General features: G+C 64.5%; 29 protein-coding genes. 15 read left to right on the top strand and 14 right to left on the bottom strand.

What is annotated here, in order from left to right; genetic code table 11:
- The first annotated feature begins 2 nt into the window (after positions 1-2).
- Together ACWTV1_RS06005 and ACWTV1_RS06000 are read left to right on the top strand one after the other, a co-directional pair.
- Positions 3-1,103 carry an agmatine deiminase family protein gene (locus ACWTV1_RS06005; protein WP_498504499.1) on the top strand — a complete coding sequence of 367 codons (1,101 nt, stop codon included), beginning with the start codon at positions 3-5 and terminating at the stop codon, positions 1,101-1,103.
- A complete protein-coding gene (locus tag ACWTV1_RS06000; RefSeq protein WP_498504498.1) occupies positions 1,103-2,815 on the top strand; it encodes an amidase in 1,713 nt (570 codons plus the stop codon). The genes ACWTV1_RS06005 and ACWTV1_RS06000 overlap by 1 nt, the downstream gene beginning before the upstream one ends.
- Before the next feature lie 24 nt (positions 2,816-2,839).
- Here the strand turns inward: ACWTV1_RS06000 and ACWTV1_RS05995 are convergent, their stop codons facing one another.
- On the bottom strand, positions 2,840-3,349 hold the full coding sequence (locus ACWTV1_RS05995; RefSeq protein WP_498504497.1) for a GNAT family N-acetyltransferase: 510 nt from the start codon (positions 3,347-3,349) through the stop codon (positions 2,840-2,842).
- Positions 3,350-3,402: 53 nt separating this feature from the next.
- On the opposite strand from ACWTV1_RS05995, the gene ACWTV1_RS05990 reads away from it, so the two are divergent.
- Positions 3,403-3,885: a MogA/MoaB family molybdenum cofactor biosynthesis protein gene (locus ACWTV1_RS05990; protein WP_498504496.1), complete on the top strand. Its 483-nt coding sequence runs from the start codon at positions 3,403-3,405 to the stop codon at positions 3,883-3,885.
- Positions 3,886-3,938: 53 nt separating this feature from the next.
- Here ACWTV1_RS05990 and moaC read toward each other — a convergent pair whose 3' ends face one another.
- Together moaC and ACWTV1_RS05980 are read right to left on the bottom strand one after the other, a co-directional pair.
- Positions 3,939-4,418 (bottom strand): cyclic pyranopterin monophosphate synthase MoaC, encoded by a 480-nt coding sequence (gene moaC, locus ACWTV1_RS05985; protein WP_100388123.1) that lies wholly within the window; start codon positions 4,416-4,418, stop codon positions 3,939-3,941.
- Positions 4,415-5,671 carry a molybdopterin molybdotransferase MoeA gene (locus tag ACWTV1_RS05980; RefSeq protein ID WP_498504495.1) on the bottom strand — a complete coding sequence of 419 codons (1,257 nt, stop codon included), beginning with the start codon at positions 5,669-5,671 and terminating at the stop codon, positions 4,415-4,417. The genes moaC and ACWTV1_RS05980 overlap by 4 nt, the downstream gene beginning before the upstream one ends.
- A gap of 97 nt (positions 5,672-5,768) precedes the next feature.
- On the opposite strand from ACWTV1_RS05980, the gene ACWTV1_RS05975 reads away from it, so the two are divergent.
- The 7 genes from ACWTV1_RS05975 to ACWTV1_RS05945 all read left to right on the top strand — a co-directional run bounded on the left by ACWTV1_RS05975 (position 5,769) and on the right by ACWTV1_RS05945 (position 11,377).
- Positions 5,769-6,182, top strand: coding sequence for a TOBE domain-containing protein (locus ACWTV1_RS05975; protein ID WP_498504494.1), 414 nt, complete (start codon positions 5,769-5,771; stop codon positions 6,180-6,182).
- A gap of 86 nt (positions 6,183-6,268) precedes the next feature.
- A complete protein-coding gene (gene modA, locus ACWTV1_RS05970; protein ID WP_498504493.1) occupies positions 6,269-7,045 on the top strand; it encodes a molybdate ABC transporter substrate-binding protein in 777 nt (258 codons plus the stop codon).
- Positions 7,042-7,959 carry an ABC transporter permease gene (locus ACWTV1_RS05965; protein ID WP_498504492.1) on the top strand — a complete coding sequence of 306 codons (918 nt, stop codon included), beginning with the start codon at positions 7,042-7,044 and terminating at the stop codon, positions 7,957-7,959. Before modA ends, ACWTV1_RS05965 begins: the two co-directional genes overlap by 4 nt.
- Positions 7,960-7,981: 22 nt before the next feature.
- Positions 7,982-9,133: an ABC transporter ATP-binding protein gene (locus ACWTV1_RS05960; RefSeq protein ID WP_498504491.1), complete on the top strand. Its 1,152-nt coding sequence runs from the start codon at positions 7,982-7,984 to the stop codon at positions 9,131-9,133.
- A gap of 77 nt (positions 9,134-9,210) precedes the next feature.
- A complete protein-coding gene (locus ACWTV1_RS05955; protein ID WP_498504490.1) occupies positions 9,211-10,038 on the top strand; it encodes an MOSC domain-containing protein in 828 nt (275 codons plus the stop codon).
- A gap of 9 nt (positions 10,039-10,047) precedes the next feature.
- A complete protein-coding gene (moaA, locus tag ACWTV1_RS05950; RefSeq protein WP_498504489.1) occupies positions 10,048-11,130 on the top strand; it encodes a GTP 3',8-cyclase MoaA in 1,083 nt (360 codons plus the stop codon).
- Between the two features lies 1 nt (position 11,131).
- The gene (locus ACWTV1_RS05945; protein ID WP_498504488.1) at positions 11,132-11,377 is read left to right on the top strand and encodes a MoaD/ThiS family protein; all 246 of its coding nucleotides are present in this window, start codon (positions 11,132-11,134) and stop codon (positions 11,375-11,377) included.
- Positions 11,378-11,381: 4 nt separating this feature from the next.
- Here ACWTV1_RS05945 and ACWTV1_RS05940 read toward each other — a convergent pair whose 3' ends face one another.
- Both ACWTV1_RS05940 and ACWTV1_RS05935 read right to left on the bottom strand, forming a co-directional pair.
- On the bottom strand, positions 11,382-11,807 hold the full coding sequence (locus ACWTV1_RS05940; RefSeq protein WP_498504487.1) for a molybdenum cofactor biosynthesis protein MoaE: 426 nt from the start codon (positions 11,805-11,807) through the stop codon (positions 11,382-11,384).
- 2 nt (positions 11,808-11,809) lie between these two features.
- Complete coding sequence (locus ACWTV1_RS05935; RefSeq protein ID WP_498504486.1) at positions 11,810-13,006, bottom strand: ThiF family adenylyltransferase; 1,197 nt, start codon at positions 13,004-13,006, stop codon at positions 11,810-11,812.
- Positions 13,007-13,182: 176 nt separating this feature from the next.
- Between ACWTV1_RS05935 and ACWTV1_RS05930 the strand changes: the two genes are divergently transcribed.
- The 4 genes from ACWTV1_RS05930 to ACWTV1_RS05915 all read left to right on the top strand — a co-directional run bounded on the left by ACWTV1_RS05930 (position 13,183) and on the right by ACWTV1_RS05915 (position 15,793).
- Positions 13,183-13,554 (top strand): PH domain-containing protein, encoded by a 372-nt coding sequence (locus ACWTV1_RS05930; protein WP_498504485.1) that lies wholly within the window; start codon positions 13,183-13,185, stop codon positions 13,552-13,554.
- A 31-nt stretch (positions 13,555-13,585) separates the two neighbouring features.
- Positions 13,586-14,212, top strand: a complete 627-nt coding sequence (locus ACWTV1_RS05925) for a GyrI-like domain-containing protein (RefSeq protein ID WP_498504484.1) — start codon at positions 13,586-13,588, stop codon at positions 14,210-14,212.
- 80 nt (positions 14,213-14,292) lie between these two features.
- On the top strand, positions 14,293-14,793 hold the full coding sequence (locus ACWTV1_RS05920; protein ID WP_498504483.1) for a DUF6328 family protein: 501 nt from the start codon (positions 14,293-14,295) through the stop codon (positions 14,791-14,793).
- Positions 14,786-15,793 carry a YihY/virulence factor BrkB family protein gene (locus ACWTV1_RS05915; protein ID WP_498504482.1) on the top strand — a complete coding sequence of 336 codons (1,008 nt, stop codon included), beginning with the start codon at positions 14,786-14,788 and terminating at the stop codon, positions 15,791-15,793. Before ACWTV1_RS05920 ends, ACWTV1_RS05915 begins: the two co-directional genes overlap by 8 nt.
- A gap of 64 nt (positions 15,794-15,857) precedes the next feature.
- On the opposite strand, the gene ACWTV1_RS05910 is transcribed toward ACWTV1_RS05915, so the two are convergent.
- From ACWTV1_RS05910 to ACWTV1_RS05870, 9 genes are all read right to left on the bottom strand, one after another.
- Entirely contained in the window at positions 15,858-18,137 is a 2,280-nt protein-coding gene (locus tag ACWTV1_RS05910; protein ID WP_498504481.1) for a heavy metal translocating P-type ATPase, read from the bottom strand.
- Positions 18,137-18,361 (bottom strand): heavy-metal-associated domain-containing protein, encoded by a 225-nt coding sequence (locus ACWTV1_RS05905; RefSeq protein ID WP_498504480.1) that lies wholly within the window; start codon positions 18,359-18,361, stop codon positions 18,137-18,139. The genes ACWTV1_RS05910 and ACWTV1_RS05905 overlap by 1 nt, the downstream gene beginning before the upstream one ends.
- An 86-nt stretch (positions 18,362-18,447) precedes the next feature.
- The gene (locus tag ACWTV1_RS05900) at positions 18,448-18,729 is read right to left on the bottom strand and encodes a metal-sensitive transcriptional regulator (RefSeq protein WP_341619151.1); all 282 of its coding nucleotides are present in this window, start codon (positions 18,727-18,729) and stop codon (positions 18,448-18,450) included.
- 118 nt (positions 18,730-18,847) lie between these two features.
- Positions 18,848-19,222, bottom strand: a complete 375-nt coding sequence (locus ACWTV1_RS05895; RefSeq protein WP_498504479.1) for a hypothetical protein — start codon at positions 19,220-19,222, stop codon at positions 18,848-18,850.
- A 136-nt stretch (positions 19,223-19,358) separates the two neighbouring features.
- The gene (locus ACWTV1_RS05890; RefSeq protein ID WP_498504478.1) at positions 19,359-20,054 is read right to left on the bottom strand and encodes a hypothetical protein; all 696 of its coding nucleotides are present in this window, start codon (positions 20,052-20,054) and stop codon (positions 19,359-19,361) included.
- Positions 20,055-20,116: 62 nt separating this feature from the next.
- The gene (locus tag ACWTV1_RS05885) at positions 20,117-20,692 is read right to left on the bottom strand and encodes a hypothetical protein (RefSeq protein WP_498504477.1); all 576 of its coding nucleotides are present in this window, start codon (positions 20,690-20,692) and stop codon (positions 20,117-20,119) included.
- Positions 20,693-20,756: 64 nt separating this feature from the next.
- Positions 20,757-21,677, bottom strand: a complete 921-nt coding sequence (locus ACWTV1_RS05880) for a nucleotidyl transferase AbiEii/AbiGii toxin family protein (protein ID WP_498504476.1) — start codon at positions 21,675-21,677, stop codon at positions 20,757-20,759.
- Positions 21,667-22,464 carry a type IV toxin-antitoxin system AbiEi family antitoxin domain-containing protein gene (locus ACWTV1_RS05875; RefSeq protein ID WP_498504475.1) on the bottom strand — a complete coding sequence of 266 codons (798 nt, stop codon included), beginning with the start codon at positions 22,462-22,464 and terminating at the stop codon, positions 21,667-21,669. Before ACWTV1_RS05875 ends, ACWTV1_RS05880 begins: the two co-directional genes overlap by 11 nt.
- A 73-nt stretch (positions 22,465-22,537) precedes the next feature.
- Entirely contained in the window at positions 22,538-24,688 is a 2,151-nt protein-coding gene (locus ACWTV1_RS05870; protein WP_498504474.1) for a RecQ family ATP-dependent DNA helicase, read from the bottom strand.
- 113 nt (positions 24,689-24,801) lie between these two features.
- Here ACWTV1_RS05870 and ACWTV1_RS05865 point away from each other — a divergent pair, with 113 nt between their 5' ends.
- The gene (locus tag ACWTV1_RS05865) at positions 24,802-25,692 is read left to right on the top strand and encodes an HNH endonuclease (protein WP_498504473.1); all 891 of its coding nucleotides are present in this window, start codon (positions 24,802-24,804) and stop codon (positions 25,690-25,692) included.
- The last annotated feature ends 375 nt before the right edge of the window (positions 25,693-26,067 follow it).

Raw genomic sequence — 26,067 nt, 5'->3', positions numbered from 1 at the left:
CCATGAGCTGGAGAATGCCATCGGAAACTGCCGCCCACGAGCGCACCTGGATGGCGTTCCCGCGCGTCGGCGAAACGCTCGGCGCGACTGACGCCGAACGCGAACTCGGCTACGCCGCTTGGTCTGATGTAGCCAACGTCGTCGCCCAGTTCGAGCCCGTCTCGATGGTCGTTGACCCGACCGAAATGTTCCGTGCTCGGCGGATGCTCGACAGCAGCATTGAGCTGCTCGAAGCACCGCTCGACGAGTTCTGGATGCGCGACATCGGGCCCACCTTCGTGCTCGACGATGAACGCCCCGGCGTTCTCGGTGCCGTCGACTGGATCTTCAACGGCTGGGGTGCTCCGGCCTGGGCCGAGTGGGAACAGGCGGCGAAGATCGGGCGCGTGGTGGCTGAGGCTGCTGGCGCCGAGATCGTCAGCTCGCTCCTCGTCGCTGAGGGTGGCGGACTTCATGTCGACGGCGAAGGAACCGTTCTACTCACCGACACCGTTCAGCTCGACCCGCGCCGTAATCCGCTCGCTGACCGAGCACGCGTTGAGCACGAAATGCTGCGCACGATCGGCGCCACTCACGCGGTCTGGCTGCCGCGCGGCCTCACCCGCGACTACGACGACTTTGGCACCAACGGCCACGTCGACATCGTCGCGACGATCGCGTCGCCGGGGCGCGTGCTGCTGCACGCTCAACCCAACCCTGAGCATCCGGACCACCAGGTGATGGCCGAAATTCGGGCCAGCCTCGAGAGCCAGCGGGATGCCGCCGGTCGCGCCTTCGAGATCGTCGAGCTGCCCGCGCCCGCCCTGCTGCGCGACGACCACGGCTTCGTCGATTACAGCTACGTCAACCACCTTGTCGTCAGCGGGGGAGTCATCGGCTGTGGCTTCAACGACGAGATGGCGGATGCCCGAGCCGCCGCCATTCTGGCCGACGCGTATCCCGGCCGCGAGGTGCGCATGGTCGACTCTCGCGAGATCTTCGCCCGCGGTGGCGGCATCCACTGCATCACCCAACAGCAGCCTCAACTGCCCGGCGCCACCGACGCTGCCGCCTCTGTCGCCGTTTCGCAAAATATCGGCGCTGAGTCACAGGGAGAAAACTGATGAGCACCTTCGATGTCGTCGAAGCGTCGATAGCCGAACTGCAAGAAGCACTCGCAGCTGGCACCCTGACGAGTGAGGCGCTCGTCACCGCGTACCTCGCGCGCATCGATCGCTATGATCGCAGCGGTCCGAAGCTCAACGCCGTCGTCGTGCCCAACACCGAGGCGCTCGTCGAAGCGCGCGAATCTGATGCGCGCCGGGCGGCCGGTCAACTGCGGGGACCGCTCGACGGCATCCCGTATACGGCAAAAGACAGTTACCTGCACCGAGGGCTCACCGCAGCAGCCGGCAGCCCCGCCTTCGCCGATCTGATGGCGATGCGGGACGCCGCCACCATTGGGGCCCTGCGCGATGCGGGAGCTATCTGCTTGGGCCTCACCAACATGCCCCCGATGGCCAACGGCGGAATGCAGCCCGGCATCTACGGCCGCGCCGAGAGCCCCTACAACGCCGAGTACCTCACCGCCGCCTATGGCTCGGGATCGTCGAACGGATCGGGCACCGCAACGGCCGCGAGTTTTGCCGCCTTCGGGCTCGCCGAAGAGACCTGGTCGAGCGGCCGGGCACCGGCCTCGAACAATGCCCTCTGCGCCTACACGCCCTCGCGCGGCGTGATCTCGGTGCGCGGCAACTGGCCGCTCGTGCCCACGATGGATGTCGTCGTGCCCCACACCCGCACCATGGCCGACCTGCTCGCCGTGCTCGACGTGATCGTGTTCGACGATGACGACACTCGCGGAGATTTCTGGCGCTCGCAACCGTGGGTGGAGATTCCGGTGGCATCGAGTGTGCGGCCGGAGACGTATCTGTCGCTCGTGCCTGACTCTGAGGAACTGCCGCTGGCGGGCAAGCGCTTCGGCGTTCCCCGGATGTACATCAACCGCGATACCGAGGCGGGCTCGGGCACGCGCGGAGTCGGCGGTCCGACAGGAACCGCGATTGACACCCGCCCGAGCATCCTGACCCTGTTCGACCAGGCACGTCGTGACCTCGAAGCAGCCGGCGCCACCGTGGTGGAGGTCGACTTTCCGGTCGTTTCGAACTACGAAGCCGACCGGGCCGGTGCCCCCACGATCGCAACCCGCGGTCTCGTGAGCCCCGAGTTTCTCAAGCGCGAAATCGTCGATCTCTCGGCGTGGGCGTGGGAAGACTTTCTGAAGGCTAACGGCGACCCGCACTTTAACACGATCGTCGGCGTCGATGGCAGCACGATTTTTCCGAGCGTGCCCGGCGCCCCGCACGATCGCTACGACGGCTTCGAAGACGACATCGCCGTGTACCCGACCCAGGTGCGCGACCACCCCTACGATCACTTCACCGACATCCCCGAGCTCGAACGGGGCGTGCGCGGCCTCGAAGAAACCCGCCGTGTCGACCTTGAAGAATGGATGCGGGCCAACGAGCTCGACGCCGTAGCTTTCCCCGCGGTCGCCGACGTGGGCGCTGCCGATATGGGCACGAACCCCGCCACGGCAGAAGCAGGGTGGCGAAACGGTGTCTGGGTCGCCAACGGCAACCTCGCGATTCGGCACCTGGGCATCCCGACCGTCACTGTTCCCATGGGGCTCATGGCCGACATCCGCATGCCCGTGGGAATCACCTTCGCCGGTGCCGCGTATTCCGACCTCGACCTGCTGCGCATCGGCATCGCCTATGAGGCGGTGTCGCAGCGTCGGGTAGCGCCGCCGCGCACTCCGCCGCTGACGGACTAGCGGCGCGCGACCGGCCTGTGTTGCTTAGAGCTGCTTGACCATCTCGAGTTCGCGTCGGGACTTATCGAGAACGTACGGCACCGAGTGCCGCGTGAGTGTGTACCCCCGACGCTCGTAGGCGGCTCGCGCTCGGGCATTGTCTTCGTGCACGCCGAGGGTCAGGGTGCTGCCGTAGGTGGCCGCCCACTCCTCGATGGTGGTGAGTAGGGCATCCGTCACGCCAGCCTGACGACCGCGAAAATCGGGCGTGACATAGACGCCGACCAGCAGCGGTCCTGTCGTGGCATCGGGAACGTAGCCGCCCATGGTGCCAACCCAGCGACCGTCCGTCGTAATGGCGGCGACCGAGATGCCGCGCGGATTCTGACCGCGCACGGCCCGCGAACGCCAATCTGCCTCCGTGGCGGTGCGGGCACTATCGAGTCGCTCCGCAAAGCCGATCGGGGTATCGGCCAGCATCTCGAGCCGCAGTGTGCACACCTCGCGCCAGTCGTCGACAGTTGTTCGACGGATCGTAAACTCTGGCGCGCGCATGATCTGGAGTTTAGTTGTGCGCTGGGGGTTTGGGCTGCCGTACCGTAGCGGGTATGGTTCACGCTCCCATCCTCGCCGCCGTCATCACCGTGTCTGACCGCAGTTTTCGTGGGGAGCGCGCCGACACTTCGGGGCCGCGAGCGGTCGAACTGCTTGAGCAGCAGGGCTATGCGGTGTCGTTGGCAGTGATTCCGGATGGCGCGGAATCAGTAACCGAAGGCATCCGGGCCGCGCTCGCCGCCGGTGCCCGCATCGTCATCACGAGTGGCGGAACCGGAGTGGCACCCCGGGATCTCGCGCCCGAAGGAACCCGGCCCCTGCTCACGCGAGAGATTCCCGGCATCGCCGAAGAGTTGCGCCGTGAAGGCGCACGCCATACGAAGATGGCGGTGCTGAGTCGCGGGCTGGTGGGTATTGCGGGCACTGCTCTCGTGGTGAACCTGCCCGGGTCAACGAAAGCTGTCGAAGAGGGCCTCGCGGTGATCACGCCGCTGATCAGCCACATTCTGGAGCAGCTAGACGGCGGCGACCACTAGCTAGCGAGCGCTCCTCGGGGCCGCCCTACGCGGGCCGCTTCGAGCCGACCGTCTTAGGCCGGCCGACGCCAATCGCCCGAACGACCACCCGACTTCGCGAGCAACCGCACGTTCTCAATCTGCACGGTCTTATCCATGCCCTTGACCATGTCCACGATCGCGAGAGCTGCAACGGACACCGCGGTCATCGCTTCCATCTCTACGCCGGTGCGGTCTGCGGTACGCACGGTCGCGGTCACCGCGACTCCGTCATCCGTCACCTCAAGATCAACCGTTGCGCCGTGCACGCCGATGATGTGGGCAAGCGGCAAGAGTTCGGCAGTGCGCTTCGCGGCCTGGATGCCGGCGATGCGAGCGACCGCTAGAACGTCGCCCTTGGGGGCATTGCCCGAGCGCAGCGCGTCAATGATTACCGGGGAGCAGCGAACGAAACCCTCTGCCGTCGCTTCGCGCACGGTCGGGGTCTTGGCGGTGACATCCACCATCCGGGCTTGGCCAGCGGAATTGAGGTGGGTGAAAGGCTGATCGCTCATGACACCAGTGTGACAGTCAGGGTGTCACCTTCGCGCACCTCGGTCAGGTCTTCGGGCACAAAGGCTAAAGCATTGGCTCCGGCCAGACTCGCGACGAGGTACGAACCGGCACCACCGGCGCTCGCGGGGCGAACGGATGCCGCACCCTGGTCATCCCGTTCGACAACCGCGGGCATGTATTGCGCGCGCCCCGCAGGGCTGCGCCAGCCCGTCGTGACGGTGGCGGAGAGAGTCGGGCGCTGAATGGTGGAGTGGCCCGCCATCGTGAGTAGCGCGGGGCGAACGAAGGTTTCGAACGAGACGAAGACGCTCACGGGGTTGCCGGGGAGGGCGAAGAGGAGGGGGCCGCCGGCGTCGCCGACCGGGAAGCGTCCGAAGCCCTGCGGCTTGCCGGGTTGCATGCGCACGGGACCGAACCACACTCCGAGCGGGGCGAGCACGGCTTTCACGACGTCGTAGGCGCCGACGCTCACTCCACCCGAGGTGATGATGGCATCTAGGGTGGGCGCGTGCTGGACAAGAATCGCGCGCAGGGCAGCGTCATCGTCGGGCACTGACCCGAGCCGTACGGGGATGCCGCCGCACTCGGTAATCAGTGCTTCGAGCAACAGCGAATTCGAGTCATGAATCTGGCCGCGTGCGAGTGTGTCGCCGGGCTCGCGCAGTTCACTGCCCGTCGAGAGCACGCCGACGCGCGGCGCTGGGTACACCGCCAAAGTGCTGACTCCGGATGCCGCGGCGGCCGCCAGATCGCGTGCACCGAGTACACGGCCAGCGGGCAACACCGCGTCGCCTGCCTGCACGTCGGTACCGCGCGGACGGATGAAGGCCGCTTCGGCAGGAGCTCGATAGATGAGCACGGTCGCGGTGCCCTCGTCGGTGTCTTCGATGGGCACGATGCAGTCGGCGTCGTCCGGAACGGGGGCGCCAGTCATGATGCGCGCGGCCTCGCCGGGCTGGAGCGGAGGGTTCTCGGCGGAGCCCCCCGGAAGGTCAGCGACGACAGTCAGCGTTACGGGACTGTCGACGGTAGCGGCCATGGCATCCGCGCGGCGAAGGGCATAGCCATCCATTGCGGAATTGTCGAAGCCGGGAACGTCGGCGGTGGCGTGCACGTCGGTGGCGAGGGTACGGTGCAGCGCCTCGGCGATCGGCACGGTGATGGCGGGCAGCGCGGTGACGCTCTCGAGAACACGAGCGAGATGCTGTTCGATGCTGATCGACGCGGGCGCTGCAGAAGAGTCGTGAACCATGCACTCACCCTAGCTAAGGTGGTTCCTCCCTAACTGAGGGGCGGATGCGGTGAATCCGACTGATCATCTCCGTATCTGCGGTGATAAACTCAGAATCATGGCGCACTATCGGATTAGCGAAGCTGCAGGGCTCCTCGGAGTCAGCGACGACACCGTACGACGGTGGATCGCGTCCGACGGTTTGCCGGTGGCGCTGGATGACGCCGGGCGCCAAGTCATCGACGGCGCGGACCTCGCCCAGCGTGCTCAGGAACGGGCGCAGCAAGCCCAACAATTGGAAGCGGCATCCGAGACAACGAGCAGTGCTCGCAATCGAATGGTCGGGCTCGTCACGGGCATCCTGAGCGACACCGTCATGTCGCAGGTCGAACTGCAGTGCGGCCCGCATCGCATCGTGTCGCTCATGTCGACCGAAGCCGTGCGCGACTTGAAGCTCGAAATTGGGTCGCTCGCGGTCGCCGTCGTGAAAGCGACGATGGTGGTTGTTGAGGCTCCGAAAGACAACTCCTAGTGATGGGTGCGGCGGGGCCTGCGCGGTATGCAAAGGCTGCGCGGCAGTCGCGCTGGCAGGGGCGGCACGGCCGACGACGGGTTCGTATGCTGACGACGGTTGCCGCCGTCGCGATGGCGGGCTTGGTGGTGCTTTCCGGATGCTCGGCAACAGACCCGGCACCGGCATCCACGTCTGCGGACGGTGCGCTGCAGGGTGAGCTCACGATTTTCGCGGCGGCCTCATTGACGGCGTCGTTCACCGAATTGGCTGACGCCTTCAGCGCCGAGAACCCTGGCGTCACAATCGCTCCGATTTCCTTCGACGGCTCCGCTACTCTCGCCACGCAGATCAGTGAGGGTGCCCCGGTCGATATCTTTGCTGCCGCGGATGACGCCACGATGCAGCAGGTCAGCGCCGAGCTGGCGACTGCTCCCGTTTCGTTCGCGAGCAACGAATTGCAGATTGCGGTGCAGCCCGGCAACCCGCTCGGCATCTCGGCACTGAGCGATCTGGCGGAGCCCGGCGTGCAGGTTGCCCTGTGCGCGCCCGCGGTTCCGTGTGGGGCCGCTTCGCGCATCCTGCTCGACGCTGCAGGCATCGAACCCACGCCCGTGACCGAAGAACAGAACGTGACGGCCGTGCTGACCAAGGTTGAGCTGGGCGAAGTGGATGCCGGGCTCGTCTATGTCACGGACGTTCTGAATGCCGCGGGGGCTGTCGACGGAGTAGAGATCGCCGACGCTGCGAGTGCTCGCAATAACTATCCGATCGCCGTGCTGACCGAAGCCGCACAACCGGCCATCGCGGCCGCGTTCGTGGAGTTCGTGTTGTCGCCGCCGGGGCAGGCCATTCTCGCGCGCTACGGATTCTCGAAGCCATGAGTGTCTCCTCGCGCAGTGCGCAGACCACCGACGACGCAGCCACCCGAAGCACGGCCAGCCGAAGCACGGCCAGCCGAAGCACGGCCAGCCGAAGCACGGCCTCGCGCACCACGACAGCAGCCGGCTCCGGCATCCCACGCCTGCTCTATCTACCCGCAGCCCTCGGTTTCGCGCTGCTGATCTTGCCCCTCGTCGGGCTGTTTCTCCGTGCCGACTGGCCGAGCGTTCCGGCCGCGATCGTCTCGGAGGAGGCGCAGTCGGCACTCTGGTTGTCGCTGCAGACGGCCTTCGCCGCGACGGTGCTGTGTCTCATCGTCGGCATTCCGCTCGCGCTCGTGATTGCGCGCTCGGGCAAGCGGCTGGCCGGTCTGCTGCGTGCGCTTACGACGCTCCCACTCGTGATGCCGCCCCTGGTCGGAGGCATCGCGCTGCTCTACCTCCTCGGACGCAACGGGCTCGTCGGCAGCGTGCTCGAACTCTGGTTCGGCATCCGCATTCCATTCACGACGGGCGCGGTCGTGATCGCCCAATCGTTCGTGGCACTTCCCTTCCTGGTGATCTCGGTCGAGGGCGCGCTGCGCACTGCGGGTACTCGCTACGAGGCGGTCGCGGCAACCCTCGGTGCCGGGCGCTGGACAGTGTTTCGCCGCGTCACCCTGCCGCTCATCATGCCGGGCGTCATTGCCGGCACCGTGCTCTGCTTCGCCCGCGCGCTCGGCGAATTCGGCGCCACCGCCCTCTTCGCCGGCAATGCCGCGGGCACCACCCGCACCATGCCCCTCGCGATCTACACCGCGTTCAACGGCGCCGGAGTGAGCCAAGATTCGGCCATCGCCCTGTCGCTGCTGCTCGTGGTTGTCGGTATCGTCATCTTGCTTCTGCTGCGCAGCTGGCGCCCGACTCCGGAGCTGTGACGCTATGACTCTGGATGCCACCATGCTGGTGAACCGAGGCGCGTTCACCCTCGACGCGAGCGTCACCGTCGCGCCCGGAGAAACGCTCGCGCTGCTGGGCCCGAACGGCTCGGGTAAGTCGACGCTGCTCGCGGTGATCGCGGGGCTGCTCACCCCCGAGCGCGGCACGGTGTCGGTCGACGGTCGCGTGCTTACCGAGGTTCGGCAGTTGGGTGGTGCGCAGTCGGGTGGCGGGCGGCCGGGCAGCGCGCGGATGACCGTGGTGCCCGCCCATCGTCGTCGCATCGGTTTGCTCGGGCAAGACCCCCTGCTGTTCCCGCACTTGAGCGCCCTCGAGAACGTTGCTTTTGGGCTGCGCTCGCACGGCTTGCTGCGCCCGCACGGAATGAAGGCGACGGATGCCCGCGACCGTGCCTCCGAATGGCTGGCGGCCGTCGGCATGAGCGAGTTCGCCGCCCGCAAACCCGCCGAGCTTTCGGGAGGTCAGCAGCAGCGCGTGGCGATTGCCCGCGTGCTCGCCACCGAACCCGACGTGCTGCTCTTCGACGAGCCCATGGCCGCCCTCGATGTGCAAAACGCCTCCCTCGTGCGCACGCTGCTGCGCGAGTGCCTGGCCTCCCGGATCTCCGCCACCGACACCGGGATCGATGGCCGGCCGCCGACCGCGCCCGCCACCATTGTCGTCACCCACGATGTGGTGGATGCCATGGTGCTGGCCGACCGCGTCGCCATCATGGAGGCGGGCCGCATCATCGACAGCGGCGCCGTCGCCCGGGTGCTGGGCGAGCCGGTCAACCAGTTCGCCGCCACGCTCGTCGGCCTCAACGTGCTGCACGGCATCGTCGAATCAAGCCAGCTCCTACGGCTCGCGGATGGGCGTGGTCTCGCCGTCGGCGGCGGCGTATCGGCGGTCGGGGCAGAGGTGTCGATCGCGTTCCCGCCGTCCGCGGTGACGCTGCGCCGGGAGGCATCCGCTCCCTCGCAACCCAACGAATGGCCCGCCACTGTCGAGCTGCTCGAGCCCGGCCTCAAGGGCATCCGCGTCACGCTGTTGGGCGATACCGTCGTGGCCGAAGCCTCGCCCGCCGATTTGCTCGCGCGCGATATTGCGCCGGGGGACCCCGTGGTGGCCTCCGTCGATCCAGCTCAGATCACGGTGTATCCGCGCCGCTAATCAGCGCCGCAGTTTCACGCCGCTTCCCCTCGGGACAATCCCGTCGTTCTTGGGGCGCACGTTGCTAGGATTCGCCCATGCGCGTGACACGACTCAGAGTGTATCCAGTGAAGTCTTTTGCCGGCGAAGACGTTGATTCGGCGGCCGTCAATCCGTGGGGCCTTGACCAAGATCGGCGCTGGGCCATCGTCGACAGCGACGGCAAGAGTCTTACCGCGCGCCAGCACAACCACCTTCTCGGTCTCTCCGCTCACGCGTTCAGCGACACGGCGGTGCAGCTCTCCGACCGCGACGGCTCCAGCGTGACCGTCGATATGGCGGATGGCGGCGACACGATCGCAGTGAGCCACAGCGGGCAGGGCACCGCCCTTGCCGCTCGCGGCGAAGTCAACCGTTGGCTGAGCGAACGCGTCGGCCTCGAGGCGCGCCTCGTCTGGCAGTCCGACCCGACCGTGCGCGCGATCGACCCCGAGGATGGCGGCCAGCCGGGCGAAGTTGTTTCTCTCGCCGATGGCGGCCCGCTGCTACTCGCGAGCGAAGCGTCGTTGCGTCAGCTCGACGAGTGGGCCGAGGCGGATGCCGCCCCGCTCGACATGATCCGGTTCCGTCCCAACGTGATCATCGACGATCTCGAACCGTTCGTCGAAGAGAGTTGGTCGCACGTCACCATCGGTGACGTGCGCTTTCGCGTCACGATGATCTGCGACCGCTGCGTCATGACCACGATCGAACCCTCCACCCTCGAGCGCGGCAAGGAACCGATTCGAACCCTGGCGCAGCACCGCCAGCGTGACCACAAAACGTGGTTCGGCATCCGGCTCACTCCGCTTGATGGTGGACGCATTCACGTCGGCGATGTCATTGACGCGACCGCCTCGGAGGTTTCGCAGCCTGCCGCGGGTTAGTCTGACGCTATGAGTTCCTCCGCGATCGGTACCCCCGTCGTGGACACGCTGGCCGTCGCGGACACCCTGGGCAGGCCGCTGCACGACATCCGTTTTTCGGTCACCGACCGCTGCAACTTTCGCTGCGTCTATTGCATGCCCAAAGAGGTCTTTGGCGCCGACTACGCGTTCATGCCGCGCGACGAACTTCTGAGCTTCGAAGAGATCACCCGGCTGGCGCGCATTGCCGCGCTTCACGGCGTCGAGAAGATTCGCCTCACCGGTGGTGAACCGCTGCTGCGTAAAGGCCTCCCTGAGTTGGTCGGGATGCTGTCGAAGCTGACAACTCCGGCGGGCGCGCCCCTCGACCTCGCGGTCACGACGAACGGCTCAGCGCTCGCCCACCTTGCCCCAGCGCTGAAGGAGGCCGGGCTCAAGCGCGTCACCGTGTCGCTCGACTCGCTCGACGACGCGACCTTCCAAGCCATGAACGACGTGAAGTTTCCGGTCGCGAAGATTCTGGCTGGCCTCGATGCAGCGCACGCCGCTGGTCTCGGCCCCATCAAGATCAACATGGTCGTCAAGAAGGGGCACAACAACAAAGACATCGTCGCGATGGCCCGCCACTTCAAAGACACTCCGTTCATTCTGCGCTTCATCGAATACATGGATGTCGGCACCACCAACGGTTGGCAACTCGGCGAAGTCGTGCCCTCGGCCGAAGTCGTGGCGCGCATCAACGCCGAACTCCCGCTCGAAGAAATCGCCCCCAACTACAGCGGCGAAACATCGCAACGCTGGCGCTATCGCGATGGCAGCGGAGAGATCGGCGTGATTTCCAGCGTCACTCAGTCGTTCTGCCACACCTGCTCACGCGCCCGCATCTCGGTCGACGGCAAGCTCTACACGTGCCTCTTCGCCAGCTCGGGTCACGACCTGCGAGCTCTCATGCGTGACGGCTGCACCGACGGCGAACTGTCGGATGCCATGGCCCACCTCTGGCGCAACCGCACCGACCGCTACTCAGAGTTGCGCTCGCTCAACACCACCCGGCTGGCGACGACGCCAGGACCGGGCGCTAAGAAGATTGAGATGTCGTACATTGGTGGCTGACATGACCCTTCACATCCGCTATTTCGCCGCAGCCGCCGAGGCTGCCGGGCGTGATGAAGAGCACCTCGAAATCGAGTCGGGCGCGACTCTGGCAACGCTCAAGGTCCTGCTCATCGAGCGCTATGGTTCGCTCATGCAGCGAGTCGTCGAGTCAGGATCATTCCTGATCGATGGCGTCGTTCGTCGTGATCCCACGTACGCGGTGGGCGCTCGCGTCGACGTGCTTCCGCCGTTCGCTGGCGGCTAGGTCTTTACAGCCCCACCCACTCGGTCGCGCCGCCCGCGAGCTGCTGACGTTTCCAGATTGGTACCGTTGCTTTGATGCGCTCGACGAGCAATTCGCACGCCTCGAAAGCTTCGCGACGGTGTGCTGCCGAGACGGCTGCTGAGAGGGCAACATCCCCAATCTGAAGCAGGCCAACACGGTGCGCTGCGGCAATGGCGAGGCCCGTTTCGGCCGCAACTTCGGCGCAGCACTGAGCCAGCAGCGCTTCGGCTTCGGGATGCGCCTGATACTCCAGCGACCACACTTCGTTGCCGGCGTCGTGATTGCGGACAACTCCCGAGAACACGACGACCGCGCCGGAAGCGGGGGACTCCACCGCGCGCCGGATAGCGGCCTCATCGATCGCGGCATCCGTAATGGTGGCGAAGCTGGCGGGGATCTGATCGTTCACGTTTAGTACCTCGCGAGCGCAGGATCAATGACCTGCGAGTAGTCGTCGATGCCGCCCACTAAGTGGCGGATATTGGTGAAGCCGGCGCTCTGCAACATTCGCAGAGCACGTTCGCTGCGGATGCCGTGGTGGCAATACACAACCACAGGAATGTCGGTGCGGATGTCGGCAAGCCGGTCTCCGAGACCACCCAGCGGAATCAGCCCAGCAGTCTCAATCGCGGCAATCGCGTACTCGAAGGGTTCGCGAATGTCGACGAGTTGCAGGGGCGCGCCACTGCGGAGCATGGCCGCAAGTTCGCGTGAGTCGATCTCGTCGCCGGTGCCGTTCGCGTCATTCGAGGCGAGGGGGCCGCTTGCGGCGGGTGCAGCCGCTACGCCGCAAAACGCCTCGTAGTCGATGAGCTCGGTGACGGCATCCACTTCGTCGCTCGCGGCGTAGTCGAGTTCCCGGAATCGCCCCGACAAAGCATCGTAGGTTGTCACCCGGCCGAGAAGCGGGTCGCCGATGCCGGTGATGAGCTTCACAGTTTCGGAACACATGATCGCGCCGATCATGGCGCACACAGCCGGCAGAACCCCGCCCTCGGCACATGACGGAACGGTGCCTGGTGCCGGCGGCACCGGGAAGAGGTCGCGGTAGGTCGGTCCGTGACCAGCCCACGCCACTCCGGCTTGACCGCCATAGCGCAGGATTGCGCCCCACACGACGGGGATGCCGGTCAGCGCGGCTGCGTCATTGACGAGATAGCGGGTGGCGAAGTTGTCGCTGCCGTCGAGCACGAGGTCATACCCCGCAAAGAGTTCGAGCGCGTTGCTGGAATCGAGCCACACATCGTGGCCCGTGAACGAGACCCCCGGATCGATCCGGCCGACCGTTTCGGCCATCGAATCGAGCTTGCTGCGCCCAATGTCGGCGACCCCGTGAGCGAGTTGGCGGTGCAGATTCGAGAGTTCAACGGCATCCGTATCGATTACGCCGATGGTGCCAACGCCCATCGCGGCGAGGGCGGGGATGGTGGCACTACCGAGGCCGCCCGCGCCCACAACGAGCACGCGGGCGTTCGCGAGGCGGCGCTGCGCGAGCTCGCCGAAATCAGGATTAGCCAGTTGGCGCGAATAACGAATCAGCGACTGCGGGCCGAGCGGTGCACCCGGCTCGACGAGCGGCTGGCGGTCATGCTGAGCAGGCGATGTCACAGGGCAATCCTTACCGCGCCGGAAGCGGCACAGCAACGATTCTACTGTTCCGGATGCTGCCGAATCTGGGCGCGTTCGGGTGCGGCAGTGCTGTCGCAGCAGGGGCGTCGGCGGTGGCCGATAGGGTGTGTGCGGGTCGGAGATCTCGGCCCATTACCCGATTCAAGGAGTACCCGATGGAAGCCGCCGTAATCGCAGCCTGGACGTTCGTTTCTGAAGCCCCGATCCCCGAAGACGTCGTGCCGATGTTGCTCCCCGGCGAGCAGCCCATCGCGGCCTACAAAACCTTCCGTGACAGCGCCGTCTTCACCAACAAGCGCCTCATCGTGCGTGATGCTCAAGGCATCACGGGTAAGAAGGTGGAGCTGTACTCGCTGCCCTATTCGAGTGTTCTCATGTGGTCATCCGAGAATGCAGGCACCCTCGATTTCAACGCCGAGCTCGAGTTGTGGACCCGCGCCGGCCACATCAAGATCAAGGTCGGCAAGGCCATTGATGTGCGCAAGCTCGATATGCTCATCGCCAACGTCGTCATCGGCGCCAGCTAACTGCACGACCTATGTTTGGCGGGGTGGGGCAATGAAAACAGACTTCAAGAAGACGCTCGACGCGTATAAAGCGCGCCACGACGAGTTCAGAATTCTGGATGTCCCGCCCCAGCAGTACCTCATGGTCGACGGCCATGGTGCGCCCGGTGAGGGCAGCGAATACACGGCCGCGATCGGCGCGCTCTATCCGGTGGCCTACACGCTGAAGTTCGCGAGCAAAGCGCTTGACCGCGACTATGTCGTGCCGCCGCTCGAAGCATTGTGGTGGGCCGAGGATATGGCCGCGTTTACGACCGGCCGCGACAAATCGCAGTGGGACTGGACTGCGATGATCCTCACGCCCGAGTGGATCACCGACGCGATGTTTCAGGATGCCGTGGCCGCGGTCACCGCCAAAAGCAAGACCCCCGAGACTCTGCCCGCTAGCCTCGGCAAAGTCAGACTCGAGACTCTCGAGGAGGGGCTGTGCGTGCAAACACTCCACCTCGGGCCGTACGACGATGAGGCCGAGATCCTTTCGCGGCTGCACACCGAGTTCATTCCCGAACAGGGGCTGCGAATGACGGGCAAGCACCACGAGATCTACTTCAACGACTTTCGCAAGGTCGAGTCATCCAAGCTCCGTACCCTGCTGCGGCAGCCTGTTGAGCGGGTCTAATGGGCGGCCGGAACCCGGGGTGCTGCGGCGCATTGGATGCGGTGGCAATGACACTGCGCCGAACTGCTTAGGATGTGGGGATGAGCACGAGTGTGAGTAGCGCCGACGCGCAGGAAGACGGTCGTAACGAGACCTCGACGGAACGGGGAGATCGCAACTGGACAGAGATCCTCCAAGAGCTGCGCGTCATCCAAACCGGTACTCAAATTCTCACCGGATTTTTGTTGACGCTCGCGTTCCAGCAACGCTTTTCCGAGCTGGATGACTACCAAGTGCGGATCTACCTCGCCCTGGTGTCAGCTGCAGTTCTCGCGACCGCGCTCGCCGTCTCTCCCGTGAGTCTTCACCGTGCCCTCTTTGGAAAGAAAGCGAAGCCCGAACTCGTGACGGCATCCGATCGTCTCCTCAAAGTGACGCTGTTCGTGGTGTCGCTTACTATCGCTGGCACGGCAATGCTGATCTTCGATGTGGTCGCTGGTCGCACAGCGGGAGCGGTTGCCGGCGGAACTGCGGCCTTCTTGGCTATTGCGCTGTGGTTGGTTATGCCCACCGTCGTGCGCCGAAAACTCTCCAATGAGTAGAGAACGAGATACTTTCGTAGAGCCTCGCCGAGAGTGGCGTTACGCCTTTCGCCGCGCGTATCACGGCTTCATGCTGCACCGTGGAATCGACTCCGCTGCCACGCTCGCCTTCTTCTCGGCGCTCGCCACTCTGCCCGCCGCGCTGAGCGTCGTCTCCGTGTTGGCGATCGCCGAAGGCAAAGATCGAGCCGCCGGCACCGTGATTGATCTCGCGACCGAAGTACTCAAGCCAAGCACCGTCGAAGTCTTGAAAGAACCTCTCACGCAGCTGTTCTCTATCGGCAGCCCCGGAGTCGCGCTCGCCGTCGGGCTCCTGCTGAGTGTGTGGTCGCTGTCGAGCTACGCCACCGCTTTCGGTCGTGCCGCGAACAGCGTCTACGAGATTCAAGAGGGTCGACGCTTCGTGAAGTTCCGCGGGCTCATGCTCGTGCTCTCCACGTTCCTGCTCGCCGCCTTCGCCGCCGTCGTGGTGTTGCTGCTCACCACCCACAACGTTGCAACCGCCGTGGGCGAAGCGCTCGGTATTGGCGAACCCTGGATCACCGTGTGGTCGATCGGGCGCTGGCCGGTGCTCGCCGTCATCCTCACCATGATCATCGCGGTGCTCTACTACTACACGCCCAACGTGCGTCACGAACGGATGCGGTGGGTCAGCACCGGAGCTCTCTTCGCGATCGTCACGTGGGGCCTTGCCACCGCGGGCTTCGGTTTTTACGCCTCCAACTTCGCCAGCTACGACCGTGTGTACGGCTGGCTCGGCGGAGCGCTCGCCATGCTCATCTGGCTCTACATCAGCAATCTCGCGTTCGTGGCGGGGCTCGAAGTGGATGCCGAATTCACGCGGTTGCGTCAGTTGCTCGCCGGGGTGCCCGCCGAGAACACGGTTCAGTTGCCGCTGCGCGACACCTTCCGTAACCACGTGCTCGCCCGCCGTCAGGCGGAGGACGAGGCGCGGGGAATTGCAATTCGTAGCCGCGATCAGCAGCCCAGCGGCGACTAGCGCGGAGGTCGCAAGGGGTGAAGCGCTCGCGAGTGGTGCATCCGAAGCTAGCGACGCTTACCGGCTAGCGCTCTGACCGCACGCTCGACTTGAACCCACGCAGCCGCAGGCTGTTCGTGACGACGAAGACCGACGAGAAGGCCATGGCTGCGCCCGCGATGAGCGGATTGAGCAGACCGAGCATCGCGATGGGCAGGGCCGCCACGTTGTAGGCGAAAGCCCAGAACAGGTTGCCGCGGATGATCCCGAGGGTGCGCTTGGCGAGGCGAACCGCGTCGGCGACGACCATGAGGTCTCCGCTGACGACCGTAATGTCGCTCGCGGCGATCGCGGCATCCGTTCCGCCACCCATGGCAATACCGAGGTCGGCGGCAGCGAGGGCGGCAGAGTCGTTCACGCCATCACCGACCATCGCGACAACCCGGCCTTCGGCCTGTAGCTGGCGGATGACGTCGAGCTTTCCTTGCGGAGTAATCCCGGCATGCACGTCGGTGATTCCGACCGTTGCGGCGACGGATGCTGCAGCGCCGGCGTTGTCACCGGTGAGGAGCACAGGGCGCAAGCCGAGCCGCGTGAACTCGGCTATGGCGTCCGCACTGCTTGCCTTGATGGTGTCGCCGACAACCAGCACGCCTCGCGCTTGACCGGCCCAGGCGATGACCATCGCGGTCGACCCAGCGGCTTCGGCTTTCTCGACCAGGGTGAGGGCGGCATCCGACACTGTCTGTTGGTGATCGGCGGTGAGCCACGACGGCTTGCCGACGAACACGACAGTGCCGTCGATGGTGGCCTGAACGCCGGTGCCCGCATGGGCGGCGAAGTCGGTGACGGTAGGGAGCGTGAGGCTGCGGTCTTCGGCTGCGGCAACAACGGCACGGCCGACCGGATGCTCGGAGCCAGCCTCGGCGGCGGCAGCGTGAGCCAGCACGAGCTCCTCGTTTTCGCCCTCGAGCACCTCGATGCTGCTGAGGCGCATCTCGCCGGTCGTGACGGTGCCGGTCTTGTCGAGCACGATGGTGTCGACCGAGCGGGTCTGTTCCAAGACCTGGGGTCCGCTAATCAGGATGCCGAGCTGCGAGCCGCGACCGGTGCCCACGAGCAGGGCGGTCGGCGTTGCCAAGCCGAGGGCGCAGGGGCACGCGATGACGAGAGTGGTGACGGCGGCCGTGAAGGCGAGCTCGATGGGGCCGCCGGCGATCATCCAGCCGACGAATGCAACGACCGCGAGGCCAAGCACGACCGGAACGAAGATGGCCGAAACGCGATCGGCAAGCCGCTGGATGTCGGCTTTGCCGGTCTGCGCTTCTTCGACCATGCGACCGAGGCGGGCCAGTTCGGTGTCGCGGCCGACGCGAGTGATTTCGATGACGAGTCGTCCGCCGACGTTGAGGGTGGCGCCGGTGACGCGATCGTCGGGGCCGACTTCGACGGGCACTGATTCGCCCGTGAGCATGCTCGCGTCGACGGCGGAGTTGCCTTCGATGACGAGTCCGTCGCTGGCGATCTTTTCACCCGGGCGCACGACGACGTGGTCGCCGACGACGAGCGACGATACGGCGACGCGCTGTTCGACACCGTCGCGCAGAACGGCGGCATCCTTCGCGCCAAGCTCGAGCAGGGCCCGAAGAGCAGCACCCGACTCGCGGCTAGCGCGGGCCTCGATGTATTTGCCGAGCAGGATAAAGACGGTGACAGCGGCGGCAACTTCGAGATAGATCTCGCTTGCGCCACCGTGGGGTGTTCCGAAGAACGTCATCGTCATGTGCATGCCGGCTTCGCCCGCACCGCCGAAGAAGAGGGCGTAGAGCGACCAGCCGAACGCGGCGATCACACCGAGGCTGATGAGGGTGTCCATGGTCGCGGCACCGTGGCGCAGATTCACGGCCGCAGCGCGGTGGAACGGCCACGCACCCCACACGACAACCGGGGCAGTGAGGGTGAGAGCCAACCACTGCCAGTAGGTGAACTGCAGTGCCGGGATCATCGACATCAGCACGACCGGCACGGCCAGCGCGGTCGAGACGAGCAGACGGTGCAGCATCTGCGAAGCCCAATCGTCACCGCTGCTCTTGGGGCTCGCGTTGTCGTTCTCGTCGCGTTCCTGAATGGGCGCCGGGATGACGGCGCTATACCCAGCAGCCTTCACGGTTTCGAGAAACTGCTCCGGGTCGGTGCCTTCGGGCGCGCGAACACGAGCCTTCTCAGTGGCGTAGTTCACGCTCGCCTCGACGCCGGGGAGCTTGTTGAGCTTGCGCTCGATGCGGCCCGCGCAGGAGGCGCAGGTCATTCCGGTGATGTCGAGTTCGACATCCAGAAGGTTGACGGTGCTGGGATCGGAGGCCATCAGAGGCTCGTCACGAGCGTGTAGCCTGCCTCCTCGATTGCGGCGCTGACGGTGGCGTCGTCGAGAGGGGTCTCAGACGTAACAGAAACGGTGGAGGGCAAGCCCGAGGCGAGGTTAACTGAAACGTCGGTGACGCCAGCCACTTCGGAGAGCTCCTCGGTGACGCTGGAGACGCAGTGGCTGCAGGTCATTCCTTCGACCAGGTAATCGGCGGTGTGGGTCATGATTCTCCTTCGATTGCCGCAGGCGCGAGGCGCGGGCGGAAGTTGTTGTGCAGAACAGCTGAGTGAGTGAACACTACGAGCGGAGGCTACGAACGAACGAGGCGCGCGATTGCCGCACTCGCTTCGCGAATCTTCTCGTCGGCCACAGCGCCACCTTCACGGCTGGCTTCGGCGACGCAATGGCTGAGGTGATCATCGAGCAGCGCGAGCGCGACTGACTCCAGAGCCTTGGTCGCGGCCGACACCTGAGTGAGCACGTCAATGCAGTACGTGTCTTCTTCGATCATGCGATGGATGCCGCGAACTTGGCCTTCAGCGCGACGCAGCCGCTTAAGCAACTGCTCTTTGTTCTCGTCATAACCAGGCATCGTCATCCTCTCAACCAGATACCCCTCAGGGGTATTCCAATTAGACGCCTCTAGAGCGGAGAAGTCAACTGCCGAAGTTGGCTGCCTGGGTCGACCGCAGTAGTCGACCGCAGTCGCACTAGGCCTTCGCGAGTGCAGGCCTTGTCAACGCCAACTCGAACGCTACTACCGAGCCGCTCACGGCATCCAACTGAGCGCTGCGCAGCACGGTGCTGATGCGGCCATCGTCGTGATGGGCGAGAACGACCGGCAATCCCGTCGCCGCAACATGGGCAGTCTCAGCGGGCGTGATCTCGTTGCGGTGGCGCACTTCGAAAGACACGGGCAGCCGGGCAACCATGGCATCCCATTGAGGTTTGCGACGAATCGGCGAGTGCGTGATGTCGCACAGCGAGCACGCTGCGGTGCCGAGCATGTGGCCGATCACGTACCGGGTCTCGCCCCAGACGCCGCCATCCGCGTTGTAGATGCCGGTGTAACGGATGATCGTCATGATGCCTACCCTGCCTCGACTTGCCCGGCACGGCGCCGGAACTCCTGTGTGCAGAGTTATTCGGAGACGCTGGGCGCCGCGGATGGGTCAGTGGCGTGTGGTTGCTCCTCAGGTGCCTGGTGTGGGCGTGCTGACGCTACTGCCAGAAGCGCTTCTTGGGCTCCGGTTCGCCGAGAGGCTTGCCGTTGAGCAGGATTCCTGATGATGGGGCATTGATTGTCGTGGCCGCGGCATCCGGCAACTCTGGAGTCGTGGCGGCGACGGTCTCGGAGAGTGTAGGTGTCGCAGGAGTTGCAGGCGTCGTGGATGTTGCAGGTGTTGCGGCTGCGTCGTTGCCAACAGCGTCGGCGGGCGTTCCGTGCACGGCAATCGCGGTCTTCATATATTTGATGAGCAACATGATCGCGAGAAAGGCAGCGATGGCGGCGGGGATGAAGAAGTCTTCGGGGCGTTCGGTGAGGCGGTAGACGATGCGTCCGATGAAGACGTCGCCGAGCAGGCCGCCTTTGCCGCCTACGGCGTTGAACGAGTAGTAGACGGAGGAGACGAAGCCGGCGATGACTCCGAGGCTGGCGGCGACGAGGCCGACGAGGAGAGCGAATGCGAAGCCAAAGCCTCGAACGATGCGGCGGCGGGAGGCGCTGCCGAAGAAGGTGAAAGCGAAGACCATGCCGAGGCCACCGAAGGTCGCGGAGTACTCAAAGCCGAACTGGCCGATGACGATCGTGACAATCACCGTCAGCGGGACCGCGAGGAGGGAGGCGAGTGCGCCGAGCACGAAGTTATACGGCTTGTGGATCTGCGCGTCAGGGGTGGTCGAGCTGTCGGTCATCGCTGGGCTTCCGGGTAGTCCGCAGATGGGCATCCTGCAGGCGGGTCATTCCCGGGCAGCGACTACCGTTGGGCGGTGGTGTGGGCTCGGGCTGCTCGTGCTTTTCTCCACACGATCACCACAGAGACTACTGTCACGACGGCAATCGAGGCGAGTATCAACATCACATTCGCGTCGACCCAGGTTGAGAAGAAGCGTGCAAACCCTGAGCTGAGGATGCCACCGGTGCCGCCGTCGTAGAGGTAGGTGAGAAACAGACTGTAGGGGTAGCTGATCACGGCAGCTATGGCCATTGTTACGAGGCCGATGCCAGCTGCGGCCGTGAACCCTCGGCCGGTGACAGGGGAGCGCCCCGAACCACGAGCGAAGAAACCGAACGCGATGACAATCGCGAAAGGGGCGGTGGCGGCGCCTGCGGTTGGAGAGTTGAGTCCGAAGACGGCGGCGAGGATGGCAGCGATCGGAATGGTGAGCAGAGCCATGAGTAGGCCGCGCCGAAAATGGTCGGCGTGTTCGGGCTCCGGGAGAATGTTGCCGTCGCGGTACTGGTTCGAGGCGATCTGCGCTTCGACGTCAGCTATGCGGCCGCTTGCAGCGGAGAAGCTTCCGTGGGCGGAACTGGGTTGCATTTCATGCATTGGTGCCACCTCCGTAGTCGCGGCGGGAATCTCTCACCGAGCGACTTCGTCCTTTCTAGGGTACCTAAGTATTTCTCCAGACCCCAGCGCTCGGTTCCCATCGGCCTTCGGCAAGGGAGCCGTTGAGTACTGGATTCAGCATGGCCTGAACGCGTTCCTCGGCGGCCGTAGCGCTGGGGAATCTATCCACCAGCCCGAGACGTCGAGCGAGCACGAGATACCGACTCGACCAGTCAGAGGGAAGGAGGAACGCCGTGATGGGTTCGAGGCTACGACGCTTGGACTCAGTCGCGACGGCAATCGACAGCTGGCGGGCGTCCACCGATTCAGTGAGCGAGATGAGAAGGAGATCTATCAAGTCCTTGACGCGCGACGAGGGTGATTTGCTCTCACCGTATGTTGCCTGGGTGGCACAGAGCTTGTCGGCCACTTGGTCCGCTAACGGGTACAGCACGTAGTCGAAGGTTCGAAGCCGAGTGAGCGGCAGCCGGTTCGCTGGTCTCATCGTTTCCAGCTTGCCCGTGGGTTTATAGCCCGCTGCGAGGTCGATAGACAGGGTGCCTTGTTTCGTCACGCCGACGTACAGGTCAAAGATCAGTCGGCATCCGGCCGTGTCCGGCTGGTTCTCTCCCTCGAGCTGATCGATCCTGTTCGTGAATTCGAACCTGAAATGGTCATCGAGATCAACGGATGCGAGTTGCCGCAGTTCGGCTACGGCGGTGTCGAGCTCGTTCTCTTGTGCCGCCAAATCGATATCTCTTGTCGCCCTGCTCGTCGACAACCGGGCGAGCATACCAGTGCCGCGCTTGAGGGCGAACTTGGTTGACTGGTCAGAGAAAATTCGGCACAGAAACCGGTCGAACGTTGCTTGTCGGATCAGGTCGCCGACGCCGACTGATTTGGCTCGTTCGTCTTTGAGGGCTGCACTCTTGATCGCGGCTTGTACGGCGCGGCCGGTCGGGTACGCACCCCGATCAGCCTGCATGCTGTGCCTGGCTTAGCGTCGCAAGTGTGTGTAGCGAGCTGGCATCTTTCACGAGCTCTTGCAGGGATTGCATGTCGGTCTCGGACGTCGCTGATTGCCAGGCGGGGTTTGACACCACCCGCTGGAGTTGGCTCGCTACATCTACGTGACCCAGCTCGAGAAGCTTCCGCAGGAACCCGAGCCCGTCGTCTTTGGCGAACCCGTTTCGTGCGGAAAGGGGGCCGAGCAGTGCAACAAGATAATCCAGCTGAAGGGTTCTAGAGCGGAGTGCGTCGCCCACAACGTCCCCGACGAGACTCAGGTCTTCTTTGTCGCGGACGAGGTCAGCGATCGTTCGCTCAACTCCAGTGGTCGGAATTCCAACTACCAGCGTGACGTCGTCGACGGCAAGATTCTTTTGTTTGAAGCGGATGTCGGGACGCTGCGACTGTTTTCGGTCGGACGAAGTGAAAACGTAAGGCGTGGGGAGGAAGTCTCCAATCCCATGCAGTGCGGCCGCTGTATTTCCGCTCACGACTATTCCGCCGACTCCGTCCCGGATTCGGTCTTCGGCCAGCCGGTTTGGCTTGAGGCTCAGCCATGCGGCTCGAATGTCGTCGAACTCGTGTGGTGGACTCCCGGCGTCTCTGTAGACGCCGTGGGCGAGGCGCTCGAGATGTCCGTCGTCTGCGAGCCGTGCCATCTGTACTCGACTTACGTGGATCGAGCGGGCTTGCGCCGTCGTCACCATTCCCCACTGGCCGGATGAGATCGCCGCTAGCGCGCGCAGGGCATCCGGAGTGTTCATGCTTGAATAGTAACGTCCAGATAGATACATTTCAAGTATAAATTGACGTTTCGGATGCCGATGTAGACAGAAACTATCCGCGCAGGGCGAGCGCGAACGGGAGCACGGCATCCGCCCCGGCCTCACGGAGTGCTTTCGCGGCGATCGTGAGGGTCCAGCGGGAGTCGACCAGGTCATCAACGAGCAGGATCGGGCCGTGTGGCAGTTCGCCACCCGCCCACTCGAATTGCCCCCACACGCTCGCGAGTCGGTAGGCACTGTTGCCGCCGGGGTCGCCGTGCGGTCCATCGCCGGTGAGCGAGAGCGCACCGAGGTAGGGCAGTTTGCCGGCGCTGGCGAGGGCTTCAGCGACGGATGCCACGAGTTGTGGTTTGCTGCGTGACGGCATCGAGACCACGGCGACGGGTCGCTCATCCCACCCCCAATCGGCGAGCACACGGACGCAGGCTGCGACGAGCGCGGGGCTTGCTGGTGCGTCGGGGGTGCCGGGGGCGAAGAGAGTGCGCAGGGTGCCGCCCCAGCCGAGGTCGGTGAGGCGGGCGAGGGCGCGGCCCTCGCTGGCGCGTTGTTCGGGGGTGATGCGTCCGCGCACGGGGATGCCGAGTTTGTCGGCTCCGGTGGGCCATTGCGCGCGGGGCTCGATGGGGACGCCGACTTTGTCGAGGGTGGCGGTGGCGCGGGTGGTGGCATCCGTGCTGATGTCGGTGGGGTACCAGACGCCGGCGCAATTGTCGCAGCGGCCGCAGGGGGTGGCGGTGTCGTCGTCGAGGGCGCGTTGCAGGTATTCCATGCGGCAGCCTTCGGTGCCGGCGGGCAGTCGTTCGTAGTCGAGCATGTGTTGTTGTTCGGCCCGGCGGGCGGCGGTAACTCCGGCGTAGCGTTCGGCGTCGTAGCTCCAGGGTTGGCCGGTGGCGGTCCAGCCGCCTTGCACGCGGGCGACGGCGCCGTCCACGTCGAGCACTTTCAGCAGTAGCTCGAGCGGGGTTCGGCGCAGGTTCACGCGGGCTTCGAGTGCTGGCGTGGAGACGGGGCCGGCGCCGGAGTTCGCGGCGGCAGTCAGTTCGGCGATCACGAGTTCGGCGTTGGCTTGGTCGGGCATGGATGCGGTGGCGAAGTATTCCCAAATGTCTTCGTCTTCGCGGCCCGGCATCAGCAGCACGTCGGCATTGTCGGTGGCGCGACCGGCACGTCCGACCTGCTGGTAATACGCGACGGGGGAGGACGGGGCGCCGAGGTGCACGACGAAGCCGAGGTCGGGTTTGTCGAAGCCCATGCCGAGCGCGCTCGTGGCGACGAGCGCTTTTATGGTGTTGTTCTTGAGCGCCTTCTCGGACTCTTCACGTTCTTGCGGGTCAGTTTTGCCGGTGTAGGCGCGCACATCCATGCCGCTGTCGCGCAGCAGCCGCGCGGTATCTTCGGCGGCCGAAACGGTGAGCGTGTAGATGATGCCGCTGCCGGGCAGTTCGGCGAGGTGGCTCAGCAGCCAGCCGAGACGAGCTCGGGCATCCGGCAGTTTAAGGACACCCAAGCGCAAGGATGCTCGCGCAAGGGGGCCTCGGATGGTGACGACTTCGGTGCTGCCCGTGGCTGTGTTTTCGGCGCTGCCGCCGCTGCCGGTTTCGAGTTGGGCGGCGATGTCGGCGACGACGCGCGAGTTGGCGGTGGCGGTCGTGGCGAGCACGGGGACGCCGTCGGGCATGGTGGCGATGAGTTCGCGCAGGCGGCGGTAGTCGGGGCGAAAGTCGTGGCCCCAGTCGCTGATGCAGTGCGCTTCGTCGACGACGAGCATCCCGATGCGGTTGATCAGTGCGGGTAGTTGGTTGTCGCGAAAGCTGGGGTTGTTGAGGCGTTCGGGCGAGACGAGCAGCACGTCGACTTCATCGTTGGCGAGCTGCTGCTGAACTTCGGCCCATTCGTGGGGGTTGGTGGAGTTGATGGCGACGGCCCGAACTCCGGCGCGGGATGCCGCGGCGATCTGATCCCGCATGAGCGCCAGCAGTGGTGACACGAGCACGGTAGGGCCCGCACCTCGTCGGCGCATGAGCAGCGTGGAAACGAAGTAGACGGCGGACTTTCCCCACCCGGTGCGCTGCACGACCAGCGCGCGGCGGCGCCCATCGACGAGCGTCTCGATCGCCTCAAACTGTCCCTCATGAAAATCGGCAGTCTCATTGCCGACCAGCGTGCGGAGAACGGCTAGGGCATCGGTGCGGGTATCTGTCACGTGGCTAGTGTGGCAGGGGGTGCTGACTTTTCGGTGCGGAGCCCGGCACCTGACTGCCAATAGTTTGTCCGTGTTGCGGGAAGGGTTTCTCGCTTCGCCACCATACTGGGTCCATGGCACTCAATTCCTATGAGCAGGGCCGACTCCGACTTGCGATATTCGCCGATCTTGAAATCATGATGGATCGGAACGGCGGCTATGCATCACGCGACGAGCTGGTCAACTTCGAAATAGAGGGTAAGCGCCTCGGCTTGATTGATTACAGCCGAGGGATTAGAAATCCCGTCGAGTTTGATTCGACGCTTTCAGTTGTGACGTCGGCTGAAAGTCCTTATAGCGACAACGTGGGCGACGACGGTCTACTGCGTTACTCAATGCGTTCAGGAGATCCTGTCGGCGGTGACAACCGAAAGCTGCGAGTGGCGATGGAAACTCGAACGCCAATCATCCTGTTCGAAAAGTTGAAGCCGAATGTATATGTACCCAGCGTTCCAGCGTTCGTGATCGATGAGAACCGATCAGAGCGATACTTCCTGATCGCGACTGGCGAGGCTGCATGGCCAGGATCCCTTGCCGCGCCCGAAGACGAGATTGCGAAGCGTTACGTCGAGCAAGTGGTCAAACGCCGAGTACATCAACCGGTTTTCCGAGCAAGAGTAATGATCGCCTACCAGCGCACGTGCGCGGTATGTCGCCTTGCGCATCCTGAGCTTTTGGATGCCGCGCACATCGTGCCCGACAGCGATGAAAGAGGCGTCGCGCGCGTCAACAACGGCCTCGCGCTATGCAAGATTCATCATGCCTCTTTCGATCAAAACCTCATCGGCATATCGCCAGACTATCTGGTGCATGTAAACGAGGAGCTTCGCGCCGAGTCAGGAGGATTAATGCTGAAACACGCTATACAAGACATGCACAGGGTTAAGCTTTCCTTACCCGCCTTAGCTGGGAACTATCCATCTCGGGAAGCATTGGACATACGCTTCACCGACTTCAAGCGCTAGTTTGAGCGACGTTCTGCGGAGCGCATGCTGCACTTGAACATCCGCTGACGAGTCGGCGGAAACTGAGGCGCGCCCTGCTTCACGGGGTCGCTAAAGAGCTGGTGATCCGCGCAACCGAGTTGGTTGTGGATAGAGGAAAACCAACGGATGCGAGACCGCGGAATGCACTCGGGCGACTCCGGCTGGACTGGCCCCGTCTGCTCGCAGCATTCTGAACAGGCTCGATAACAGGAATGTCGTTCGTGCCCATTCATGCGAACTGAGCTATGAGGCCGCGAGCAAGTTAACTTCAGAGTTTCTTGTGAGTGCGGGGTGATGGAGAGCATCTTGCATGGAGACGCGATGTGAACATCGATACCGGAGGCATATTCGAGT

It is taken from the genome of Salinibacterium sp. VpJ6 (genome assembly GCF_059767345.1).
The sequence above is the reverse complement of the archived record's forward strand: the minus strand, read 5'-3'. Positions and strand labels throughout refer to the sequence as shown.